The organism is Mycobacterium sp. (assembly GCF_049673265.1).
In the GTDB taxonomy this organism is placed as follows: domain Bacteria; phylum Actinomycetota; class Actinomycetes; order Mycobacteriales; family Mycobacteriaceae; genus Mycobacterium.
The window spans coordinates 1-21,926 of the sequence record NZ_JBATXN010000128.1 but is presented as its reverse complement, the minus strand read 5'-3'; the positions used below and the strand labels follow the sequence as shown (position 1 = coordinate 21,926).

At 67.1% G+C, this 21,926-nt stretch carries 24 protein-coding genes and 1 pseudogene; 18 read left to right on the top strand and 7 right to left on the bottom strand.

Annotated features, from left to right (window positions below; all coding sequences use genetic code 11):
• Positions 1 to 148: pseudogene (locus WBF82_RS04575) on the top strand (2-deoxyribose-5-phosphate aldolase); the annotation flags it as partial.
• On the opposite strand, the gene WBF82_RS04570 reads toward WBF82_RS04575, so the two are convergent.
• From WBF82_RS04570 to WBF82_RS04560, 3 genes are all read right to left on the bottom strand, one after another.
• Entirely contained in the window at positions 145 to 849 is a 705-nt protein-coding gene (locus WBF82_RS04570) for a DUF2993 domain-containing protein (protein WP_424381913.1), read from the bottom strand. The pseudogene WBF82_RS04575 and the gene WBF82_RS04570 sit on opposite strands and share 4 nt — an antisense overlap.
• Before the next feature lie 585 nt (positions 850 to 1,434).
• The gene (locus WBF82_RS04565; protein ID WP_424381912.1) at positions 1,435 to 2,409 is read right to left on the bottom strand and encodes an LmeA family phospholipid-binding protein; all 975 of its coding nucleotides are present in this window, start codon (positions 2,407 to 2,409) and stop codon (positions 1,435 to 1,437) included.
• A complete protein-coding gene (locus WBF82_RS04560; protein ID WP_424381911.1) occupies positions 2,406 to 3,221 on the bottom strand; it encodes a carbon-nitrogen hydrolase family protein in 816 nt (271 codons plus the stop codon). The genes WBF82_RS04565 and WBF82_RS04560 overlap by 4 nt, the downstream gene beginning before the upstream one ends.
• 156 nt (positions 3,222 to 3,377) lie before the next feature.
• Here WBF82_RS04560 and WBF82_RS04555 point away from each other — a divergent pair, with 156 nt between their 5' ends.
• Positions 3,378 to 3,806 carry an SRPBCC family protein gene (locus tag WBF82_RS04555; protein WP_424381910.1) on the top strand — a complete coding sequence of 143 codons (429 nt, stop codon included), beginning with the start codon at positions 3,378 to 3,380 and terminating at the stop codon, positions 3,804 to 3,806.
• 3 nt (positions 3,807 to 3,809) lie between these two features.
• On the opposite strand, the gene WBF82_RS04550 is transcribed toward WBF82_RS04555, so the two are convergent.
• Entirely contained in the window at positions 3,810 to 4,337 is a 528-nt protein-coding gene (locus WBF82_RS04550; RefSeq protein ID WP_424381909.1) for a DUF2505 domain-containing protein, read from the bottom strand.
• 26 nt (positions 4,338 to 4,363) lie between these two features.
• Between WBF82_RS04550 and WBF82_RS04545 the strand changes: the two genes are divergently transcribed.
• Together WBF82_RS04545 and WBF82_RS04540 are read left to right on the top strand one after the other, a co-directional pair.
• Positions 4,364 to 5,428, top strand: coding sequence for a UDP-N-acetylmuramate dehydrogenase (locus WBF82_RS04545; protein WP_424381908.1), 1,065 nt, complete (start codon positions 4,364 to 4,366; stop codon positions 5,426 to 5,428).
• Between the two features lie 57 nt (positions 5,429 to 5,485).
• Complete coding sequence (locus WBF82_RS04540) at positions 5,486 to 6,811, top strand: L,D-transpeptidase (RefSeq protein WP_424381907.1); 1,326 nt, start codon at positions 5,486 to 5,488, stop codon at positions 6,809 to 6,811.
• Here the strand turns inward: WBF82_RS04540 and WBF82_RS04535 are convergent.
• Complete coding sequence (locus WBF82_RS04535; RefSeq protein WP_424381906.1) at positions 6,789 to 7,565, bottom strand: SDR family NAD(P)-dependent oxidoreductase; 777 nt, start codon at positions 7,563 to 7,565, stop codon at positions 6,789 to 6,791. The genes WBF82_RS04540 and WBF82_RS04535 overlap by 23 nt on opposite strands.
• A 199-nt stretch (positions 7,566 to 7,764) precedes the next feature.
• Here WBF82_RS04535 and WBF82_RS04530 point away from each other — a divergent pair, with 199 nt between their 5' ends.
• From WBF82_RS04530 to regX, 6 genes are all read left to right on the top strand, one after another.
• Positions 7,765 to 9,054 (top strand): ROK family protein, encoded by a 1,290-nt coding sequence (locus tag WBF82_RS04530; RefSeq protein WP_424381905.1) that lies wholly within the window; start codon positions 7,765 to 7,767, stop codon positions 9,052 to 9,054.
• 46 nt (positions 9,055 to 9,100) lie between these two features.
• The gene (mshA, locus tag WBF82_RS04525; RefSeq protein ID WP_424381904.1) at positions 9,101 to 10,453 is read left to right on the top strand and encodes a D-inositol-3-phosphate glycosyltransferase; all 1,353 of its coding nucleotides are present in this window, start codon (positions 9,101 to 9,103) and stop codon (positions 10,451 to 10,453) included.
• Positions 10,454 to 10,505: 52 nt separating this feature from the next.
• The gene (locus WBF82_RS04520; RefSeq protein WP_424381903.1) at positions 10,506 to 11,042 is read left to right on the top strand and encodes a YbjN domain-containing protein; all 537 of its coding nucleotides are present in this window, start codon (positions 10,506 to 10,508) and stop codon (positions 11,040 to 11,042) included.
• A 40-nt stretch (positions 11,043 to 11,082) separates the two neighbouring features.
• Positions 11,083 to 11,835: a phosphoglyceromutase gene (locus WBF82_RS04515; RefSeq protein ID WP_424381902.1), complete on the top strand. Its 753-nt coding sequence runs from the start codon at positions 11,083 to 11,085 to the stop codon at positions 11,833 to 11,835.
• Positions 11,836 to 11,965: 130 nt separating this feature from the next.
• The gene (locus tag WBF82_RS04510) at positions 11,966 to 13,210 is read left to right on the top strand and encodes a sensor histidine kinase (protein WP_424381901.1); all 1,245 of its coding nucleotides are present in this window, start codon (positions 11,966 to 11,968) and stop codon (positions 13,208 to 13,210) included.
• A 28-nt stretch (positions 13,211 to 13,238) separates the two neighbouring features.
• Positions 13,239 to 13,922 (top strand): two-component sensory transduction protein RegX, encoded by a 684-nt coding sequence (gene regX / locus WBF82_RS04505; RefSeq protein WP_424381900.1) that lies wholly within the window; start codon positions 13,239 to 13,241, stop codon positions 13,920 to 13,922.
• 2 nt (positions 13,923 to 13,924) lie between these two features.
• Here regX and WBF82_RS04500 read toward each other — a convergent pair whose 3' ends face one another.
• Both WBF82_RS04500 and WBF82_RS04495 read right to left on the bottom strand, forming a co-directional pair.
• Positions 13,925 to 14,764, bottom strand: a complete 840-nt coding sequence (locus WBF82_RS04500; RefSeq protein WP_424381899.1) for a hypothetical protein — start codon at positions 14,762 to 14,764, stop codon at positions 13,925 to 13,927.
• A 95-nt stretch (positions 14,765 to 14,859) separates the two neighbouring features.
• A complete protein-coding gene (locus WBF82_RS04495; protein ID WP_424381898.1) occupies positions 14,860 to 15,654 on the bottom strand; it encodes a hypothetical protein in 795 nt (264 codons plus the stop codon).
• Between the two features lie 48 nt (positions 15,655 to 15,702).
• Here WBF82_RS04495 and WBF82_RS04490 point away from each other — a divergent pair, with 48 nt between their 5' ends.
• From WBF82_RS04490 to WBF82_RS04455, 8 genes are all read left to right on the top strand, one after another.
• Positions 15,703 to 16,704 (top strand): hypothetical protein, encoded by a 1,002-nt coding sequence (locus tag WBF82_RS04490; RefSeq protein ID WP_424381897.1) that lies wholly within the window; start codon positions 15,703 to 15,705, stop codon positions 16,702 to 16,704.
• Positions 16,701 to 17,723 carry a hypothetical protein gene (locus tag WBF82_RS04485; RefSeq protein ID WP_424381896.1) on the top strand — a complete coding sequence of 341 codons (1,023 nt, stop codon included), beginning with the start codon at positions 16,701 to 16,703 and terminating at the stop codon, positions 17,721 to 17,723. Before WBF82_RS04490 ends, WBF82_RS04485 begins: the two co-directional genes overlap by 4 nt.
• A gap of 18 nt (positions 17,724 to 17,741) precedes the next feature.
• Positions 17,742 to 18,584 carry a sugar phosphate isomerase/epimerase family protein gene (locus WBF82_RS04480; RefSeq protein ID WP_424381895.1) on the top strand — a complete coding sequence of 281 codons (843 nt, stop codon included), beginning with the start codon at positions 17,742 to 17,744 and terminating at the stop codon, positions 18,582 to 18,584.
• A gap of 25 nt (positions 18,585 to 18,609) precedes the next feature.
• Complete coding sequence (locus WBF82_RS04475; protein WP_424381894.1) at positions 18,610 to 19,419, top strand: thioesterase family protein; 810 nt, start codon at positions 18,610 to 18,612, stop codon at positions 19,417 to 19,419.
• 56 nt (positions 19,420 to 19,475) lie between these two features.
• Positions 19,476 to 20,351, top strand: coding sequence for a pyrroline-5-carboxylate reductase (gene proC, locus WBF82_RS04470; protein WP_424381893.1), 876 nt, complete (start codon positions 19,476 to 19,478; stop codon positions 20,349 to 20,351).
• 138 nt (positions 20,352 to 20,489) lie between these two features.
• Positions 20,490 to 20,753, top strand: coding sequence for a helix-turn-helix domain-containing protein (locus tag WBF82_RS04465; RefSeq protein ID WP_424079294.1), 264 nt, complete (start codon positions 20,490 to 20,492; stop codon positions 20,751 to 20,753).
• Between the two features lie 207 nt (positions 20,754 to 20,960).
• Positions 20,961 to 21,062: a 30S ribosomal protein bS22 gene (locus WBF82_RS04460; RefSeq protein WP_003402602.1), complete on the top strand. Its 102-nt coding sequence runs from the start codon at positions 20,961 to 20,963 to the stop codon at positions 21,060 to 21,062.
• 66 nt (positions 21,063 to 21,128) lie between these two features.
• Positions 21,129 to 21,926, top strand: a 798-nt coding sequence (locus tag WBF82_RS04455; RefSeq protein WP_424381892.1) for an NAD-dependent epimerase/dehydratase family protein, incomplete at its 3' end; no start/stop codon positions are given.

Genomic DNA, 21,926 nt, shown 5'->3' with positions numbered 1-21,926 from the left:
GGCCGACGCCGTCGGCGGACGGCTGGGGGTCAAGGCCAGCGGTGGGATCCGCACTGCCGCCGATGCTCTGGCGATGCTTGACGCGGGCGCCACCCGGCTCGGGCTGTCCGGCACCCGGGCTGTGCTTGACGGCCTAGAGCCGGTCTAAGCGAAGCAGGGATCCTGGCTGCTGCTGCTGCCGCCGCTGCTGCTGGCGGGGATGGTGGCGTTACTGGTCGAGAACGTGGCCTCAATCCCGGTGCTGGTGACCTTCACGCTGTCGGCATGGATGCCGAGGGGATAGTTCTGGGTCGCTTTCGAGGTCAGATCGTCCAAGTGCTTTTGCACACTGGTCGTTGACATCTTCGAACCCAACGCGCTGAGGCTGACCACTTGCAGCGACAGCCCGTTGTTGACGATCTGTGGCTTGACGGTGGCGCTGTCGAGCGTGCCCTTGAGTGAGACCGTGCCGTCACCCGGGTTGGTGCTGACATCGCCGGTGACAAATTTGCCCAGCACCGGGATGGCGTCCTGGATCGACTGCTTGATGCCATCCGAAGACCAGGTGATAGTGCCGTTAATCGAACCGATGGTGCCCTGAGAGTTGTTGCTGTTACTCAGTTTAATGTTGCGGATGTCCAGGTTGACCTTCATGCCCTTGGCCGACCGCACCTGATTGCCCGCGGTCTGCACGGAGATGTCGGAGTAGTTGCCTGTCAGGTATTGCCACAGCACTGGCGGGGCCGGCGAGAAGGAAACGGTAGCGCTGTCTTGGATCTCGCACTGCACTGCGTTGGCCACCTTGCTGCTCGCCAGATGGCGGGTATACAGCTCGGCGCCGATGGCGGCAGCTAGGACCAGCAGCACCACGATCGCCAGGATCAACAGGATCGGCGTCCGCTTAGCGAAGAAGCCGCGCTTGGTCTCCGCCGGCGTGTCGGATGACGACGACGGTGTGGTTATCCGGGTGGTGGCGGCGCTCTCGTGCGGGGGCGGCGGACCAGGCTGATGCGGCCGCGGATTGGGTGGCACACCGGGCTGTTGCGGCGGTCGATTCTGCGGCGGACCCGGTTGGTTCGGTGGCGGACCCGGCCGATTCTGCGGCGGACTCGGTTGGTTCGGCGGCGGCGGTCCCGGTTGTCGCGGTGGGCGGGGTTGGTTTGGCGGTGGCCCCGGCTGCTGGGGCCGTGGGGCATCGCGGACGGTTGGGTCCGGCGGACGGCCTGGCTGGGGGATGTGGCGGGTCGGCGATTCGGACGGCGGCTGGGGGGGCTGACGGCGCGGCGGTTCACCCCGGTTGGGGGGGCCGGCGGGACTTGACGGACGCGCCCACTCGGATGGGTCGCCGCTTGATGGTCCTCGGGTGTTCGTCATCTGCGCGATTGTTCCGCATCGTCAGGGCGACGTCGAAACCGCCGCATCATGGCGCCTGCCCTATACCCGCGACCGTCGGTCCTAAACATGAGCGAAGCACGGGTCGGTGTGGCTGGCTGGGATGGAGGCGTTGCGGGTCGAAAAGTGAGCCACCACACCGTCATTGGTGACATGCACGCTGTCGGCGTGGATCCCGAGCGGATAGCCTTTGGTGAGCCCGGAGGTGAAGGTGTCCAGCGCCGATTGCGCCGTCTCGTGAGGCAGCGTGGCGCCCATCGCGGTCACTTTGACCACCTGCAGTGATAGCCCGCTGCCGGCGACCGACGGCTTGACCGTGACACTGCCCAGGCCCATTGCCCCGTTGAGTTCGACGGTGCCGGCACTGGTGTCGGTGTTGACGCTGTTGATCAGCGCGCCGGCGAACGGGACACCGTTCTGCAGGGTCTGCTTGATGCCGTCCGACGTCCAGGTGATGGTGGCATCCAACGCGCCGATGGTGCCCTTTGAGTCGCCGCTGCCGTGCAGGTCGACGTCGTTGATGTTGATGTCTGCCGTCATGCCTTTCGCATCACGGATCTGGTGTCCAGCGGTGCGGATGGAGATGTCGCGATATTGGCCAGTGACATGTTGCAACAGGAACGGGGTGGGCCCGAATGACACCTTCGCCTGGTCCTGCACCACGCATTCAGTGGCCGCGGCCACCACATTGTTGGCGCGGTTGCGGGCATACAGCTCGCCGCCGATCAGACCGGCGATGGCCAACGCCACCACGATGACCAGAACGAGAATGATCGACACCGGGTCGCCGAGGAAGCGGCGTTTGGTTTTCACGGGAGTTGTCGGGTCCTGCGACGGGCATTGTTCGTGGGGGGAGTCGGCCGGGAATTCTAGTGTCGGCGGAACGGTCTGGTGCGCCGGCTCGGCCGGTGGTTCATGCGCAGCCACCTGCGTGGTTGGCGACTCGTCCTGCGGCGCCGGCTCGGTAGGCGGACTCTGGCTGCCGGGACGAGCCCACATCGACGGGTCCTGGTGCGGCGGTCCTTGCGGATTCGTCACCTGGGCGATTCTGCCTTATCCCCATGAGCGAAAGCTGAGTGGTTACGCAGCACGGCGATCGTTTCGCGGGCCTTTGTCACCCGATCGAGGGCGATGTCGGTGACCAGCAATTGCGGGTCGGCTCCGGCCGAGGCCACCACGTCACCGAACGGCGAAACCACGAGGCTGCCGCCCACTCCGGTCGGTGCAGTGGAGGCCAGCGGCTCACCCGGATCGCCCTGTCCGGCTGCGGCGATGTAGCTGGTGGAGTCCAGCGCCCTGGCCCGGGCCAACAGCGTCCACTGCTCCAGCTTGCCGCGGCCGGACGCCCACGACGCGCTGACGGTGATCAGCTGGGCGCCGCGGCGTGCCAACGTGGTGAAGAGCTCGGGAAAACGGAGGTCATAGCAGGTGGTCAGGCCGACCCCGACCCCGTCGACCGTGATCGTCACCGGCTCCCGACCCGGCGCGACGGTGTGCGACTCGGTGAAGCCGAACGCGTCGTAGAGGTGAATCTTGTCGTAGTGCGCGTTGGTGCCCCCACCAGTCGCCAGCAGCGTGTTGTAGACCCGCCCGTCGTCGGCCGGGCTGAACATGCCCACGACCACGGTGATGTTCGCGTCGGCGGCGATCCGGCGCACCCCGTCGGCCCAAGGGCCGTCGACCGGCTCGGCGATCGGCGCCAGCGGTACCCCGAACCGGCACATCGTCGCTTCCGGGAACACCACCAACCGCGCACCGGAATCGGCGGCCCGCACGGCATAGTCCCGCACCAGCTGCAGGTTGTCCGCCGGTTCGGTGCCGGACAGGATCTGCGCCACCGCAATCCGCATGACCGCCAGCCTAGGGGCGATCGCAAGCGCGGCGTAGCCGGGCGCAGCGGGTCGCCCCCGAATACCTAGGGGCGATCGCAAGCGCGGCGAAGCCGGGCGCGGCGGGTCGCCCCCGAATACCCAGGGGGATCGCCATGGATGCCAGAATCCCTTGACATGATCGAGTTCACTCTCACGCAGACCACGGCCGCGCCGATCGAGACGGTGTTCGAGGCCCTCACTAATCACCGCGCAATCGCGGACTACGTGTGGGCGGTACGTCGCAGCACGCTGGATCGTGAGGGAGACCCCGCACCGAACGGGGTTGGTGCGGTTAGACGCATCGAGGCGGTCGGGCCTGCGATCGTCGAGGAGATCATCGACTACCAGCGACCGACCCGCTACGCCTACAAGATGCTCTCTGGCGCGCCGGTGCGAGATCACGTCGGCACGGTCGAGCTGCGCGAAGCAGGCTCGGGGACCGAGGTCAGCTGGCACCTGCGGTCGACACCCAAGATCCCCGGCGCTGATTGGCTGCTGTCGCCGGTGCTGAAGAGGGTCATCGGTGAACTGCTCAAGGGCGGTATCAAGGCCGCCGAAGGCTGAACGTCAACAGGCGGTTTCGCCGATCCACGTGGTGGTGAAACGCTGCTCGGCGATCAGCAACTCGACCAGTTGGTTGCCGATGAAGTTCTCCAACTTGCCGCCGACCAACGGGATGCGCACCTCCACAGTGGCCCGCAGCTTCAACCGGGCACCGCCGGACTTTGGCACCGGCTCCAGCACCGCGGTGCCGGTCAACGACGCCGGCGCATCCAGGATCGACCCGGTCACGGTCGCGGTCGCGCAACCGTTGGTGACGGGCTCCCATCTCTCCTCGCGACGGATGCGCAGATCACCGCGGTGGAACTGGGTGATTACGCCCGGCAGCCGATCGCTGCGCAGCACCTGCGTGGTGATCACATCGATGCTGCCGTCATCTCCGGATGGACCGCCGACCTCCATCGAATCCAGCGTGGTGTCGTCGGCGCCCGAATCGGCGAGCCGAGCCAGCCAGTACTCCTCGTCGCTGAAGGCCTGCAAAACCTTTTCGACGGTGACCGCATAGTCGGTGGACATGTCGAACGAACGCGGCATAGCAGGTCAGGCTACCGTTACGTGCCGTGGCCGGAAGACCTTTCGGGGGCGCGCGCGTCGACGAGGCGGCGCCGCTGGCGCCGCTGACCACGTTGCGAGTCGGTCCGGTCGCGGCGCGCGTCATCACAGCCACCAGTACCGAGCAAGTGGTCGCCACGCTGCGCCAACTCGACGGCGAGGGTTGCCACCCGCTGCTGGTGTTGGCCGGGGGCTCGAATGTGGTCATCGCTGAGACGCTGACCGGGCTGACAGTGGTGCGGTTGGCCGCCGCCAACATCAGCGTCGACGGCAACATCGTGCGGGCCGAGGCCGGGGCGGTGTGGGACGACGTGGTTGTCGCAGCGATCGCCGCGGGCCTGGGCGGGCTGGAGTGCCTGTCGGGCATTCCCGGCTCGGCGGGGGCCACCCCGGTGCAGAACGTCGGCGCTTATGGCGTCGAGGTGGCCGACACCCTGACCCGGATCCGGCTGCTGGACCGGCGCAGCGGCGAGGTGCGCTGGGCGTCGCCCAGCGAACTCGGATTCGGGTATCGCACCAGCGTGCTCAAACACTCCGACGCGGCCATCGTTTTGGAGGTGGAGTTCGCGCTGGACCCCTCGGGCCGCAGCGCGCCGCTGCGCTACGGCGAACTGGTCGCGACGCTAAACGCGACGGCCGGAGAGCGAGCGGATCCCAGCACGGTCCGCGAGGCCGTGCTGGCGTTGCGTACCCGGAAAGGCATGGTGCTCGACGCGGAAGACCACGACACCTGGAGCGTGGGCTCGTTCTTCACCAATCCGGTTGTCCCACCGGAGTTTTACCAGAAGCTGGCCAGCAATACCGACCAGCCAGTGCCGAACTATCCGGCACCCGATGGGGTCAAACTCGCCGCCGGCTGGCTCGTGGAGCACGCCGGCTTCGGCAAGGGCTATCCGGACGTCTCAACCGCGCGCTGCCGGCTGTCCACCAAGCATGCGCTTGCTTTGACCAATCGCGGCGAAGCCAGTGCCGCCGACGTGGTGGCGTTGGCGCGCACGGTCCGCGACGGCGTCCGTGATGTGTTTGGCGTCACACTTACACCCGAGCCGGTGCTGGTCGGCTGCTCGTTGTAGATCGCGCGCGTGCGAGCGCGGTCTTAGAGGGGGCACTGTCGCCGGTATCTTGTTGTCGTGAACACTGAGCGCGGTCTCTCGCCGGTCAACCGGCGCCGGGCCTTGACGACCCTGGCGGTCGGCATCTTCGCGCCTAACGTGTTGGCCGCCTGCGTCAGCGGGTCGAGCAAACAACAATCAGAGCAGGCCAAGCCGCCGGCCCAGGCCAGCCTGACGTATCGGCCGGCCGACAAGGCCACCAACGTGGTCCCGACCGCCCCGATCAGCGTCGAGGTCCGCGACGGCTGGTTTCAGCACGTCGCGTTGACCAACTCGTCAGGCAAGGTCATCACGGGCGCCCTGAACCGGGACCGCACCGTCTACACCATCACCGAACCGCTCGGCTATGACGCGACCTACACCTGGAACGGATCGGCGGTGGGCCACGACGGCAAGGCTGTCGCGGTGAAGGGCAAGCTCACCACGGTGGCCCCGACCAAGGTGATCGACGGCGGGTTCCAGCTCAACGACGGACAAACCGTCGGGGTCGCGGCGCCGATAATCATCCAGTTCGACGCGCCGATCACCGACAAGGCCGCTGTCGAGCGGGCGCTGAAAGTCACCACCGAGCCGGCGGTCGAGGGCAGCTGGGCCTGGCTGCCCGACGAAGCCCAAGGCGCCCGCGTGCATTGGCGCACCCGCGAGTACTACCCGGCCGGCACCAAGGTCCGCGTCGACGCCAAGCTCTACGGACTGGCGTTCGGCGACGGCGCCTACGGCAAGCAGGACTTCAACCTGAACTTTGACATCGGTCGCCGCCAGGTGGTCAAAGCCGAAGTGTCCTCACACCGCATCCAAGTGGTCCGCGACGAGGGCGTCATCATGGACTTCCCGTGCAGCTACGGCGAAGCCGATAAACCCCGCAACGTCACCCGCAACGGCATCCACGTGGTCAGCGAGAAGTACGCCGACTTCTACATGTCCAATCCGGCCGCCGGCTACAGCAACGCCCACGAGCGCTGGGCGGTGCGGATTTCCAACAACGGCGAATTCATCCACGCCAACCCGGCCAGCTCCGGCGCGCAGGGCAACACCAACGTCACCAACGGCTGCATCAACCTGTCGACGTCCGACGCCCAGCAGTACTTCAGCAGCGCGATCTACGGCGACCCGGTCGAGGTGACCGGCAGCTCGATCGAGCTGTCCTATTCCGACGGCGACATCTGGGACTGGGCCATCGACTGGGACACCTGGGTGGGGATGTCGGCGCTGCCGCCGGCCAGCGGGGCCAAGCCGTCGCCGGTGTCGATACCGCGCAGCGCCCCGGCCACTCCGCGCGATGCGCCGACGTTGTCGGGCACTCCGACGACGACGACCTCAGCTAGCGGCCGACCCGGCGGCTAGCGGTTGCCTGATCGCGCGGCCGGATGATGATCTGGTCGATGTTGACATACGACGGCCGGGACGCCACAAAGCCGATTACCTCCGCAATGTCGGCGGCCACCAGCGGCGTCATGCCCTCGTAGACGGCATCGGCACGTTGCTGATCACCGCCGAACCGGACCAGCGAAAACTCGGTTTCGACCGCTCCCGGGGCAATCTCGGTGAGCCGCACCGGTTTTCCCAACAGCTCGCCGCGCAGCGTGCGGTGCAGCGCGCCCTGGGCGTGTTTGGCCGCGGTGTAGCCCGCGCCGCCGTCGTAAACCTCCATGGCTGCGACCGAGGTGATGGTGACGATCAGGCCGTTGCCGGAGTCGATCAATTTGGGCAGCAGCGCACGGGTGACGCGCAACGTCCCCAGCACGTTGGTCTCCCACATCCACCGCCAGTGCTCCTCGTCGGCTTCGGCCACGGGCTCCAGACCCTTGGCGCCGCCAGCGTTATTGACCAGCACATCGACTCGGGTTAGTTGCGCGGCCAATGCGTCTACCGCCGCGCCATCAGTGACGTCGGCCACAATCGCGGTTCCACCGACTTCGGCGGCCAGCGCATCGATCCGGTCGGCGCGGCGCGCCACCGCCACCACGTGAAAACCTTGGGCGGCAAGGGTTTTCGCGGTCGCCTCGCCGATCCCGGCGCTGGCACCGGTGATAACGGCGACGCGTTCCTCGCCGCTGTGCTGAGCCGTGGCGGTCGCGTGCGCGTCATCGGTCGTCATCTGGATAACTCTAATAACTCTGATAAGCGTGCTAAGTTCCTCGTGTGTACACCAGTGCCTTGTCCGGCTACACATCCGCGTGTCTGTTCGCGGACTGTGCGTGTTGTTGCCGCGCAGCTAGCCGCGCCTGAGCGAACCGAAGCGCTCGTGATGGTGCGGTCCAGGACCCGCCACCGGAACTCGGACAAGGACACCCAACGTGCGCTCAACCACTTTTACCTCCACTCATAGTCATTCCGCGCCGGCAAGACGCCGGCCAGCTCACCGCGTAGTGGCACCGTTGCTGCAGCTGTCCGACGTCGCCGCAGCATCGGTCTTTCGGGCTGTGCGGCTGCGCGGACCCATAGGTCGCGACGTCATCGCCAAAGCCACGTCGCTGTCGATTGCGACGGTAAACCGCCAAGTCACCGCCCTATTGGACGCCGACATTCTGCGGGAACGTGCCGACCTGGCGGTATCCGGCGCCATCGGGCGTCCCCGAGTACCGGTCGAGGTCAACCACGAGCCGTACCTGACGCTGGGCATCCACATCGGGGCACGAACCACCAGCATCGTGGCCACCGACCTGTTGGGCCGCACCCTGGACGTCGTCGAGACCCCGACACCGCGCAGCGCGCAGGGGCCGGCGTTGGCCTCGTTGGCCGACGGCGCCCGGCGGTACCTGAGGCGGTGGCATCGGCGGCGCGCCCTGTGGGTCGGGGTGGCAATCGGCGGCACGGTCGATGGCGCCAGCGGGCACGTCGACCATGCCCGGCTGGGCTGGCGGGATGCACCGGTCGGAACGGTATTTGCCGAGGCGCTGGGTCTGCCGGTTTCGGTGGCGTCCCACGTCGACGCGATGGCCGCGGCCGAACTGCTGCTCGGCATGCGGCGGTTTGGGCCCAACGCGACAACCAGCCTCTACATCTATGCGCGCGAGACGGTGGGCTACGCGCTGTCAATCGGCGGGCGGGTGCACAGTCCGGGCAGCGGACCCGGCACTATCGCCCACCTGCCCGCACAATCGGAGCTGCTCGGCGGTTCCGGGCTGTTGGAATCCACCGTCAGCGACGAGGCGGTGCTCGCCGCGGCACGCCGGATGCGCATCGTGGCGGCCCGGAACGACGGGTCCCCGTCGGCCATCACCGAGCTGCTGCGTGCGGCGCGACAGGGCAATCAGCAAGCCAAAGATCTGCTTGCCGAGCGGGCCAGGGTGCTCGGTGAAGCAGTCGCCTTGCTGCGCGATCTGCTCAACCCCGACGACCTGGTGGTCGGCGGGCAGGCGTTCACCGAGTATCCGGAAGGCATGGAACACGTGGAGGCGGCGTTCGCGGCTCGTTCGGTGTTGCCGCGCCGCGACATTCGGGTCACCGCGTTCGGCAACCGGGTGCAAGAGGCCGGTGCCGGCATCGTGTCGCTGGCCGGCCTGTATGCCGATCCGCTGGCTGCCATGCGCCGCGCCCGGCCGCCGGTAGTCGAGCTGGAAGCTGTCACCGAGACGTCGGCCTGACCTGCGTCTCCGGAGCGCGCCCGAGCGGTCCTGCAAAGATGACAAGGTGGGCCACAGTGACTTTTCTCGGCTGGACACCTCCGAGCTGACCGATCCACGTCGCGTTGCGGTGCTGGCGGTGCACACATCGCCGCTGGCCCAGCCCGGTATCGGGGACGCCGGCGGGATGAACGTTTACGTGCTGCAGAGCGCGCTGCATCTCGCTCGCCGGGGCGTGGAGGTGGAGATCTTCACCCGTGCCACCGCGTCCACGGATCCGCCGACCGTGCGGGTGGCACCTGGTGTGTTGGTGCGCAATGTGGTCGCCGGGCCGTTCGAAGGCCTGGACAAATACGACCTGCCCACTCAGCTGTGTGCGTTCGCTGCCGGCGTGCTGCGTGCCGAAGCGGCCCATGAGCCCGGCTATTACGACATCGTGCATTCGCACTATTGGCTGTCCGGTCAGGTTGGCTGGCTGGCCCGCGACCGCTGGTCGGTGCCGCTGGTGCATACCGCGCACACGCTGGCCGCGGTGAAGAACGCGGCGCTGGCCGACGGTGACACACCAGAGCCGCCGCTGCGCACAGTCGGCGAGCAGCAGGTTGTCGACGAAGCCGACCGGTTGATTGCCAACACCGAAGACGAGGCCGGACAGCTGGTTTCGCTGCACCACGCCGACCCGGCCCGGATCGACGTCGCCCACCCCGGCGTCGACCTGGACGTGTTTCGTCCCGGCGATCGCGCCGCCGCCCGGGCCGCCTTGGGGTTACCGCCGGACGCCGATGTGGTGGCGTTCGTCGGGCGCATTCAACCGTTGAAGGGGCCCGACGTGTTGCTACGCGCGGCAGCCAAACTGCCGCGGGTGCACATCGTCGTCGCCGGTGGGCCGTCGGGCAGCGGGCAGGCGACGCCGGACGGGCTTGTTCGGCTCGCCGATGAACTGGGCATCACTGCGCGGGTGACGTTCCTGCCCCCGCAGTCGCGCGAAGATCTGGCCCGGCTGTTCCAGGCGGTCGACCTGGTGGCGGTGCCCAGCTATTCGGAATCCTTCGGTCTGGTGGCCCTCGAGGCGCAGGCCTGCGGGACACCGGTGGTGGCCGCCGCGGTCGGTGGGCTGCCGGTCGCGGTGCGTGGCGGGGTCAGCGGCACGCTGGTGTCCGGTCACGACGTCGAACCGTGGGCGCTCGCCATCGAACAGCTGTTGCGGCTCGGCGGCGGGCCGCAGGCCCGGGCGATGCGTCGCTCGGCCGTCGAGCACGCCGCCACGTTCTCCTGGGACAGCACCGTCGACGCACTGTTGGCCAGCTACCGGCGCGCGATCGGCGACTTCACCGCTCGTCGCTCAGTGCGGAATCTGGCATCGGCGCGCCGGGGTAGTCAGGCCCGTCGACGGCCGTCGCGCAGGGAGGCGTGGGCGTGACCCGCGCCGGCGACGATGATGCCGGCGAAGCCGGGATCGAGGAGTGGCGCCAATGAACCGCGCGGACGACCGCGGGGCGGCGCCGGTGACCCACGTCCAGCAGGTGATCGAGGACACGCTGGACGCCAGCGACCTCACGTATTCCCGGCATCCCGGGGCGCACGGCGGGTTGCCGGGCGTGATCGTGGAGTTGCCCGGCGAGCGCAAGCTCAAGACCAACACCATCCTGAGCATCGGCGAGCACTCGGTGCGCATCGAAGCGTTTGTCTGTCGCAAGCCCGACGAGAACCACGAGGGCGTCTACCGATTCCTGCTCAAACGCAACCGCCGCCTCTACGGCGTGGCCTACACGCTGGACAACGTTGGCGACATCTACCTGGTGGGCCGAATGTCGTTGGCATCGGTGGACGCCGCCGAGATCGACCGGGTGCTCGGGCAGGTGCTCGAAGCAGTAGATGCTGACTTTAATACGTTGCTGGAATTGGGTTTTCGGTCGTCGATCCAGAAGGAATGGGAGTGGCGGGTTTCGCGCGGTGAGTCGCTGAAAAACCTGCAGGCGTTCGCCCATTTGATTGATGACGACGATTAGCCGGCTGCCGGCGCACGCCCCCCGTGAGAGACTGGCGGCCATGGGGAACGCGGTAGCCACGCTGGTGCTGCTCCGCCACGGCGAGAGCGAATGGAATGCGAGCAATCAGTTCACCGGCTGGGTCGACGTCGACCTAACCGACAAGGGCCGCGGCGAGGCTGTGCGCAGCGGCCAGCTGATCGCCGAGCACAACCTGCTGCCGGACGTGGTGTACACCTCGCTGCTGCGTCGAGCCATCACCACCGCGCACCTGGCGCTGGACACCGCCGATCGGCTGTGGATCCCGGTACGGCGCAGCTGGCGGCTCAACGAACGGCACTACGGCTCACTGCAGGGGCTCAACAAGGCCGAGATCAAGGACCGCTACGGCGAGGAGCAGTTCATGGCGTGGCGGCGCAGCTATGACACCCCGCCGCCGCCGATCGAGGAGGGCAGCCGGTACAGCCAGGACACCGATCCGCGCTACGCCGACATCGGTGGCGGGCCGCTGACCGAATGCCTGGCCGACGTGGTTGTCCGGTTCTTGCCGTACTTCACCGACGTGATCGTGCCGGATCTGCGGGTCGGCAAGACGGTCCTGATCGCCGCTCATGGCAACTCGCTGCGCGCCTTGGTGAAGTACCTCGATGGCATGTCAGACGAGGAAGTCGTGAGCCTGAACATCCCCACCGGCATTCCGCTGCGCTATGACTTGGACGCTGATATGCGCCCGACGGTCGTCGGCGGCAGCTATCTGGATCCCGAAGCCGCGGCCGCCGGCGCGGCCGCGGTGGCCAGCCAAGGTGGCCGTTAAACCCTTTTTGCAGGCAAAAGGGCTAACGTGAGGTGAACTGCCATAGAACACCTGTCTCGTAGCGTGTGACATGTCCGATTTTGGCCTTGCGCTGCTGGGTTGGCGTTCACCGGATTTGTAGGATTTTTATGTGACTGTGTTCTCGGCCCTGTCACTGGCCGGGGTGTTGGTTCTCGTGGCATTGGTCGTAGGTGCCACGGTGGGGGCGCGGCTGGCGCCGCGCACGCTGGAGCGACGCCATCGAGTGGCCGTCGAAGCGGCCGGCATCACCGTCGCGCAGATGCTGGAGCGCATCGTTGCGCTGATGCCGCTGGGCACTGCCGTCGTGGACCGTCACCGCGACGTCGTCTATCACAACGGCCGGGCCCGCGAGCTCGGCCTGGTGCGTGAGCGTCAGCTCGACGACCAGGCCTGGAAAGCGGCGCGCCAGACCCTGGCCGACGGCGCAGATGTTGAGTTCGACCTGCTGCCGGGCAAAGGCAAGCGGTCGGTCCCCGGACGATCAGGCGTGTCGGTGCACGGGCAGGTGCGGTTGCTCAGTGAGCAGGACCGCCGGTTCGCCGTGGTGTTTGTCTACGACCACTCGGAATACGCCCGGATGGAGGCCACCAGACGTGACTTCGTGGCCAACGTCAGCCATGAGCTCAAGACCCCCGTCGGCGCCATGTCGGTGCTCGCCGAGGCCTTGCTGGCCTCCGCGGACGACCCGGAGACGGTGCGGCGGTTCGGCGAGAAGGTGCTTGTCGAGGCCACCCGGCTGGGGGCCATGGTCAGCGAGCTGATCGAGCTGTCCCGGCTACAGGGTGCTGAACGGTTGCCGGACATGGGTGCCGTCGACGTCGATACCGTTGTGTCCGAAGCGATTTCACGCCACAAAGTCCCTGCGGACAACGCTGATATCACGGTGTGCACCGACGAGCCGAGCGGCTTGAAGATGCACGGCGAACAGGCGCTGTTGGTCACCGCGCTGGCCAACCTGGTGTCCAACGCGATCGCGTATTCGCCGCGCGGCTCGCTCGTGTCGATCAGCCGCCGTCGCCGCGGCGACAACATCGAGATTGCCGTCACCGACCGCGGCATCGGAATCGACCGCAAAGACCAGGAGCGGGTCTTCGAGCGGTTCTTCCGCGCCGATAAGGCGCGCTCGCGGGCCACCGGCGGCACCGGGCTCGGTCTAGCCATCGTCAAGCACGTCGCCGCCAACCACAACGGCACGATCGGCTTGTGGAGCCAGCTGGGAACCGGGTCGACGTTCACCCTGTCCATCCCGGCCTACGACGCCGCGTGCGAACAACCCGACCAACCGCCCGAGCGCGAAATCCGGCCCAAGATGCCCCAACGAGAGCCCCAACGAGAGGAAGAACTACACCGATGACCGGTCCGCTGATTGAGGAGTTGCGCTCGTGACCAGTGTCCTGATTGTGGAGGACGAAGAATCGCTGGCTGATCCGCTGGCGTTTCTGCTACGCAAGGAGGGCTTCGAGGCCACCGTGGTGACCGACGGTCCGTCGGCGCTGGCCGAGTTCGACCGTGCCGGCGCCGATATCGTGCTGCTCGACCTGATGCTGCCCGGCATGTCCGGCACCGACGTGTGCAAGCAGCTGCGATCCCGGTCCAGCGTGCCGGTGATCATGGTGACCGCGCGCGACAGCGAGATCGACAAAGTCGTCGGCCTGGAGCTGGGTGCGGATGACTATGTGACCAAGCCGTATTCGGCGCGTGAGCTGATCGCCCGGATCCGGGCGGTGCTACGCCGCCACGGCGACGACGACTCGGAGATCACTGACGGCGTGCTGGAATCAGGTCCGGTGCGAATGGACGTCGAGCGCCACGTCGTCTCGGTCAACGGGGAGCCGATCACGTTGCCGCTCAAGGAGTTCGACCTGTTGGAGTATCTGATGCGCAACAGCGGACGGGTGCTGACCCGTGGCCAGCTGATTGATCGGGTGTGGGGCGCCGACTATGTCGGCGACACCAAGACGCTCGACGTGCACGTCAAGCGGCTGCGGTCGAAAATCGAAGCGGACCCGGCCAATCCGATACATCTGGTGACGGTGCGCGGGTTGGGCTACAAACTGGAGAGCTGACGCTACTCGGCGTCTCGCAAGCCGACCTCGGCGTGGCCGGTGCCGATCACCGACCAGCGGCGGTCGCCGACCTCGACGTAAATGTCGGCCTGCTCGCTGTTGGTGCACACCGCGGCGGCGCCGTCGGGATCGGTGTAGCCCAGGCTTACGCACCGCTCGGCGGGCTGGTCGACGCGGATGCGCACCCTGCGACCGCCGATACGGCCGTCGAGCTGCCAGTGTCGCAGGCCCAATGTGGTCCGCATCCGCACCGACGGTAAAACGCTTGCGGGCCAATCCTTTCCGTCGATACGGAATCGAATGAACGCCATCGGCGCAAGCCTGCGCAGACCGGCTTTGCGTGACACCGCGGTCACCACCTCCAGCACGTCGCCGTCGCCGAGGTCGGCGTGGATCCAACCCCAACGGTTGGCGTTTCCGTGCCCGTAGATGTGGGCCACCGCGCCGCGCCACCCGTCGACCCGGTGGGTGGTGCCGCCGATGCGCAGCGAGCCGGCGAACTGCGCGGTCGGAGCGACAACCACCTGCGCACCGGGCAGCAGTTCGCGTTCCCACAGCGGCCGCGGGAAGGTCCACAGCGGCGCACCGCTGTCCTTCCAGCTCAGGTCCCATGTCAGCGACCCGGCTCGTCCGGCCAACTCTTCCAACGCGATTCGAGCGTCGCCAACCGTGAGCCAGGCCGATCCGGTGGCCGGTCTGACGGGCTCCGGTCCGAAGCGTTCGGTGTGCGGTGGCCCGTCGGGCGGAAACCAGCTCGCCCAACCGTGCGCATAGGGATCGCGGGTCGCTGTCGCGGTCGGGGACACCATCTCGTAGTGAACCCATAGACCGGCCCGTGTCACCGGGTCGGACAGGGTCGCGTACCAGACCTCCAGACGCCCGGGCTGCCCGCGCCAACGTGGTGCGGCGGGCGACGGATGCCAGCTCAACGGGGACGTTACTCGGCAGCCCGCGTTGCCGGGTGGACGGCGACAAGCCCTAATGCGCTGCGCCGCTTGCACATTGCGGCCAGCTCGGCGTAGGCCTTCTCACCGAGCAACTCGGTGAGTTCGTCCGCTAGGCTCTCCCACACTTGCTGGGCGCCGACGTGCGCGGCCGGGTCACCGCTGCAATACCAGTGCAGATCGGCACCGCCGGCACCCCAGCCGCGGCGGTCGTACTCGGTGACCCAGGTCTTGAGGATCTCGGAGCCGTCCGGGCGGGTCACCCATTCCTGGCTGCGACGGATGGGCAGCTGCCAGCAGACGTCGGGTTTCATCGTCAGCGGTGCCACGCCGAGCTTCAGTGCTTTGCTGTGCAGCGCGCATCCCGGCCCGCCTTCGAACTCGGGGCGGTTCAAGAAGATGCACGCGCCCTTGTGTTTGCGGGTGCGCCAAGCCTTCTCGCCCTCGTGCTCGTCGCGTTCGAGGTAGCCCCTCCGGCTCAAGCCCTTGTCGCGGAACTGCCAGTCCTCGTCGGTGAGTTTCGACACAGCGTCGTCCAACCGGGCCCGGTCGTCGTCGTCGGACAAAAATGCCCCGTGCGAGCAACACCCGTCGTCCGGACGTCCCTCCACGGTGCCCTGGCAGGCCGGAGTGCCGAACACGCAGGTCCAGCGAGACAGCAGCCAGGTTAGGTCCGCGGCGATCAGATGCTCGGGATTGTCCGGGTCGTAGAACTCGACCCATTCGCGCGCAAAGTCCAATTCGACTTCGCCGGGATGATTTGGCTGTGAATTTGCCACGGCTTTCACGGTAGTCCAAACGAACCATGCCGCGCCTCAGCCGTAAGGTTGTGTTTCGTGCGATTAGGAGTACTCGACGTCGGCAGCAACACGGTCAATCTGCTCGTGGTGGATGCCCGCCGCGGCGGACATCCGACGCCGATGAGCTCAACCAAGGCGACACTGCGGTTGGCCGAGTCGATCGACAGCTCCGGCAAACTTACCCGGCGCGGCGCCGACGAGCTGATCGAAACCATCGACGAGTTCGAAAAGATCGCGGACAGCTCGGGCTGCGCCGAACTGATGGCGTTCGCCACCTCCGCGGTCCGCGACGCCAAGAACTCCGAGGATGTGCTGTCCCGGGTGCGTAAAGAGACCGGTGTCGAGCTGCAAGTGCTGCGAGGTGTCGACGAGTCGCGGCTGACCTTCCTCGCGGTGCGTCGCTGGTATGGCTGGAGCGCGGGCCGGATCATCAACCTCGACATCGGCGGCGGCTCGCTGGAGTTGTCCAACGGCGTCGACGAGGAACCCGAAGTCGCGTTGTCGCTGCCGCTGGGTGCCGGACGGCTGACCCGCGAATGGCTCAAAGACGATCCGCCCGGCCGGCGCCGGGTGGCGATGCTGCGCGACTGGCTGGACTCCGAACTGGGCGAAGCCAGCGCCAAAATGCTGGAGGCCGGTGGCCCCGATCTCGCGGTAGCAACGTCGAAGACCTTCCGTTCACTGGCCCGACTGGCCGGTGCGGCGCCGTCGGCCGCCGGGCCCCGGGTCAAGCGCACACTCACCGCGAACAGCCTCAGACAACTCATATCTTTCATATCTAGGATGACGACCGCTGACCGTGCGGAACTGGAAGGAGTGAGCGCCGAGCGAGCGCCGCAAATCGTGGCGGGCGCTTTGGTCGCAGAGGCGAGTATGCGAGCGCTGTCGATCGAAACAGTGGACATTTGTCCGTGGGCGCTACGAGAAGGTCTCATCTTGCGCAAACTCGACAGCGAAGCTGACGGAACCGCCCTCGTCGAGACTTCCGTGCGGGATGCTAAAAGCCAGCGAGTTAAGCGGAATGGCGACAAGACATGACCGGACCACACGACAGCTCGAATACACGACCCATCTCGGTTGCCGAGTTGCTGGCCAAGAACGGCACGATCGGCGCCCCGGTTCCCAACCGCCGTCGGCGTCGCCGCGGCAACGCCGACGCGGTCACCGTCGCCGAGCTGACCGGCGAAATTCCGGTGATCGACGACGACATCGAACCCGAAACGGCCAGCCAACCGGCTCCGGAGGCCCGTGCCCCCCGCGCCAACGGGTCTGCTCGGCTCGCTGAGGTGGTTTCCGACGAGCCCGCGGAGAAGTCTCGCTATTGGTCTGAACCCGAGCCGCGCTGGCCGGAATCGCCGCCGCCTCGCCCCCGTGAATCACGGCCCGATTCGCGTGAATCGCGCCCCGAGCGCAGCCCGTACCCGCTGCCGTCGCGCAACAACGTCCGCGTCGACGCCAGCCGTTCCGGCGGCGCGGAAGACCAGCTGGCAGAGCGCTCGGGCGCCGAGGGGATGAACCCCGACCCGCTGGAGGACTACGCCGGAATGTCGGTCGACGTGATGGATACCGACGTGCGGGACCCCGAACTCGGCGGCGAAGACTCCGCCTATGTGCGCTCGTACCTGCGTTCGTTCGCCGGCCGGTCGCGCGGGAAGAGCGTCGCGGACGGCGTCGAATCGCGTCCGGACGCGGCCTATCGGGATGTCGCCGACGTCGCCGACGAGGAGGACTACCCCGAGGACCTCGCCGACGACTTCCACGACGTGGACGTCGATGCTCGTCCGTGGTCCCGAACCGAAACCATGCGGGCCGGCGGAATGGTTGTGCTGCAGTCGATTCTGGCTGTCGGATTCGGTGCCGGGCTGTTCATCGCGTTCGACCAACTGTGGCGGTGGAACAACATCGTGGCGCTGGTGCTCTCGGTGCTCGTCATCCTGGGCCTGGTGGTGGGTGTGCGGGTGGTCCGCAAAACCGAGGACATCGGCAGCACGCTGATCGCGGTGGCAGTGGGGGCGCTGGTCACACTGGGGCCGTTAGCGTTGTTGCAATCCGGCTAGGCGCCCAGCGAAACCCGCGTGCGCCCAGCTATCAAGGTCGGTCTGTCGACGGCCTCGGTCTACCCGATGAGGACCGAGGCCGCTTTCGAGTACGCGGCCAAGCTCGGCTACGACGGCGTCGAGCTGATGGTGTGGGGCGAATCGGTCAGCCAGGACATCAACGCCGTCCAGAAACTCTCCCGGCGCTACCGGATGCCGGTGTTGTCGGTGCATGCGCCGTGCCTGCTGATTTCGCAGCGGGTGTGGGGCGCTAACCCGATTTCCAAGCTGGAACGCAGCGTGCGCGCCGCCGAAAAACTTGGCGCCCAAACCGTCGTCGTGCATCCGCCGTTCCGCTGGCAACGGCGTTACGCCGACGGGTTCTCCGAGCAAGTCGCCAGCCTGGAGGCATCAAGCGATGTGCTGGTGGCCGTGGAAAACATGTTCCCGTTCAGAGCCGACCGGTTCTTTAGGGCTGAGCAGCTGAAGGAGCGGATACGCAGGCGTGGCGGCGGGCCTGGGCCGGGGATATCGGCGTTCGCGCCGTCCTACGACCCGCTGGACGGCAACCACGCGCACTACACGCTGGACCTGTCGCACACCGCGACGGCGGGCACCGACGCGGTGGACATGGCGCAACGGATGGGTTCGGGTCTGGTGCACTTGCACCTGTGCGACGGCACCGGGATGCCCGCCGACGAGCATCTGGCGCCGGGCCGCGGTAACCAGCCGGTGGTCGAGGTGTGCGAGATGCTGGCCGCCGGCGATTTCGCCGGCCACGTCGTGTTGGAGGTGTCCACCTCCTCGGCGCGCTCAGCCCACGAGCGCGAGGCTATGTTGGCCGAGTCGCTGCAATTCGCCCGCACGCACCTGCTGCGCTGACGCCCGAAGGAAGTCTCACAAGTTCATGTCCGCGTCATTCAGCAACGCGATGGCTTTGCGCGAGGTCGAACCCGGCCTCTTTGCCGGCGAGTTGAACAAGCACTGGACCATCGGGCCCAAGGTGCATGGCGGGGCGATGCTGGCGTTGTGCGCCAACGCGGCGCGCACGGCCAACGGCGGGCACCCGGGCATTCAACCGGTCGCGGTCTCGGGCAGCTTCTTGTGGGCCCCCGACCCTGGTCCGATGCAGATGGTGACGTCGATCCGCAAGCGCGGCCGGCGGATCAGCGTGGTTGACGTGGAGCTCGTCCAAGGTGAACGCGCCGCAGTGCACGCGGTGGTCACCCTCGGCGAGCCGGAGCACCACGCGCCGCCGCTGCTGTCGGCCAATCCGGTGGTGGGGCTGATGGACCCGGAGCCGCCTGACGACGTCGCGCCGATCGGTCCCGGCCACCCGATGGCCGGGCTGGTGCATCTGGCCGAGGGCTGCGATGTGCGGCCGCTGGTCTCGACGCTGGGCCCCACCGACGGCCGGCCGCCGGTGATCCAGATGTGGGTGCGGCCGCGCGGTCTGGCGCCCGACGTGCTGTTCGCGTTGATGTGCGGAGACGTGTCGGCGCCGGTGACTTTCGCGGTGAACCGCACCGGCTGGGCGCCGACCGTGCAGCTCACCGCCTACCTGCGCGCGCTGCCGGCGGACGGCTGGTTGCGGGTGGTGTGCACCTGCATGCAGATCGGGCAGGACTGGTTCGACGAAGACCACACCGTGGTCGACTGCGAGGGCCGCATCGTGGTGCAGGCCCGCCAGTTGGCGATGGTGCCCGCGGCACGTTAGCTACCCGTAACACCCGCTACGCCCGAAAGCCATCGCGGTCTGCCATGCTGTGCGGCATGGCGAGAATCGCAATCGTCGGCGGGGGCAGTATCGGCGAAGCCCTGCTATCGGGCTTGCTGCGGGCCGGGCGCCAAGTCAAAGACCTTGCGGTAGCCGAGCAGATGCCCGACCGCGCGCGATACCTCGCGGACACGTATTCGGTGCTCGTGACGTCGGTGCGCGATGCGGTGGAAAACGCGACGTTTGTGATCATCGCGGTGAAACCTTCCGACGTCTCTTCGGTGGTCGCCGAGATCACCCAGCTTGCGGCCGAGTCCAGCGACGACGCCCCTGACCAGGTATTGATCTCGGTCGCGGCGGGCGTCACCACGACCTACCTGGAATCCAAGCTGCCCGCCGGCACGCCAGTGGTGCGAGTGATGCCGAACGCGCCGGCCCTGGTCGGCGCCGGGATCAGCGCGATGGCCAAGGGCCGGTTTGCGACCCAGGAGCAGCTCAAAGAGGTCGCCGCGCTGTTGGACTCGGTCGGCGCCGTGCTGACGGTCCCCGAGGAACACCTCGACGCGGTGACGGCCGTCTCCGGTTCCGGGCCGGCGTACTTCTTCCTGATGGTCGAGGCGTTGGTGGACGCCGCCGTGGGCGTCGGGTTGAGCCGCTCGGTGTCCACCGAGCTGGTTGCCCAGACGATGGCCGGGTCCGCGGCGATGTTGCTGGACCGAATGGAACAGGACCGCGGAGCGCCCGGCGAGAAGGCGTCCGACCTCTCGCTGGACACCACCGCGGCGCGGCTGCGTGCGATTGTTACCTCGCCCGGCGGCACGACCGCGGCTGCGCTGCGGGAACTGGAGGGCCGCGGTTTGCGGGCGGCCGTCGGCGAGGCGGTGCGGGCCGCAAAAACCCGCTCTGAGCAGCTAAGAATTACATCAGAGTAATTTATAGAATTTTATTTATTTGCCCTCACCCGTCGCAGTAACCCCACTAGTCCCGCTATTCTCCTCTTGGTATGCACCTGTTGGTGCCAGCGGAGGGGAAGCCGCTGGAACTGCAGATGCCTGACTGATTGGGTTGCGATGACGTCTATGAACGGGCCATCGGCACGGGATTCAGCTGGCGGTAAATCAGGACGAGACGCTGGTTCAGTAGACGGCCAGCCGCCCCGGACGCAATTCCTGACTGTGGCCGAAGTGGCAGCACTGATGCGGGTCAGCAAAATGACCGTCTACCGGCTGGTTCACAACGGTGAGCTACCCGCAGTCCGGGTGGGGCGCTCCTTCCGGGTGCACGCGAAGGCCGTGCACGACATGCTGGAGAGCTCCTACTTCGACGCCGGCTGAGGCCGGGTGGTTGGGGGGCCGCGACACCTAAACCTCCCCGAGGACACGCCGGTGGGCGTCGCAGTGGCTTACGTCTCGCGGCGGACTTGCTCGCATCCAGGCGCCGCCGGCGCTTTTTCGTGGGGCCCGCCCTGTTGGGTAGAGTGTGCGGGTTATTGCACATGCCCGGCCACGGCGGACTCGGGCCGCCACACAGATAGCGGAGTTATGGGTTCAGTAATCAAGAAGCGGCGCAAACGGATGTCGAAGAAGAAGCACCGCAAGCTGCTTCGCCGTACCCGGGTGCAGCGCAGAAAACTCGGAAAGTAGCTCTCGCAACGACCGCCGCGGCTCGCCCGCGTAGCCGGTCGGCTAGGACGCCGTTAGGCTAGCAACGTGGATTCGTCGGGCGAGCACCCAAGTGGCACTGGCGGCGACAGCAGCGATTCCGTGCATTACCCGAAGGTCGTGCTGGTCACCGGTGCCTGTCGGTTTTTGGGCGGCTATCTGACCGCCAGGCTGGCGCAAAACCCGTTGATCAACCGGGTCATCGCAGTGGATGCGGTTGCGCCCAGCAAGGACATGCTGCGTCGGATGGGCCGCGCCGAGTTCGTTCGCGCCGACATCCGCAACCCCTTTGTCGCCAAGGTGATTCGAAACGGCGACGTCGACACGGTGGTGCATGCTGCCGCGGCGTCGTTTGCGCCGCGGTCCGGCGGCGGGGCGGCACTGAAGGAAATCAACGTGCTCGGCGCGATGCAGCTGTTCGCGGCTTGCCAGAAGGCGCCGTCGGTGCGTCGAGTGGTGCTCAAGTCGACGTCTGAGGTTTACGGGTCCAGCCCGCACGATCCGGTGATGTTCACCGAGGACAGCAGCAGCCGTCGTCCGTTCCGGGAGGGCTTTCCCAAAGACAGCCTGGACATCGAGGGTTACACCCGCGGGCTCGGGCGGCGTCGGCCCGATATCGCGGTCACGATTCTGCGGTTGGCGAACATGATCGGCCCGGCGATGGAGACCACGCTGTCGCGGTATCTGGCCGGGCCGCTGGTTCCGACGGTGCTCGGCCGCGACGCACGGCTGCAGCTACTGCACGAGCAGGACGCCCTGGGTGCTTTGGAGCGGGCCGTGATGGCCGGCAAGGCGGGCACCTTCAACATCGGCGGCAGCGGCGTCATCATGCTGTCGCAGGCGATC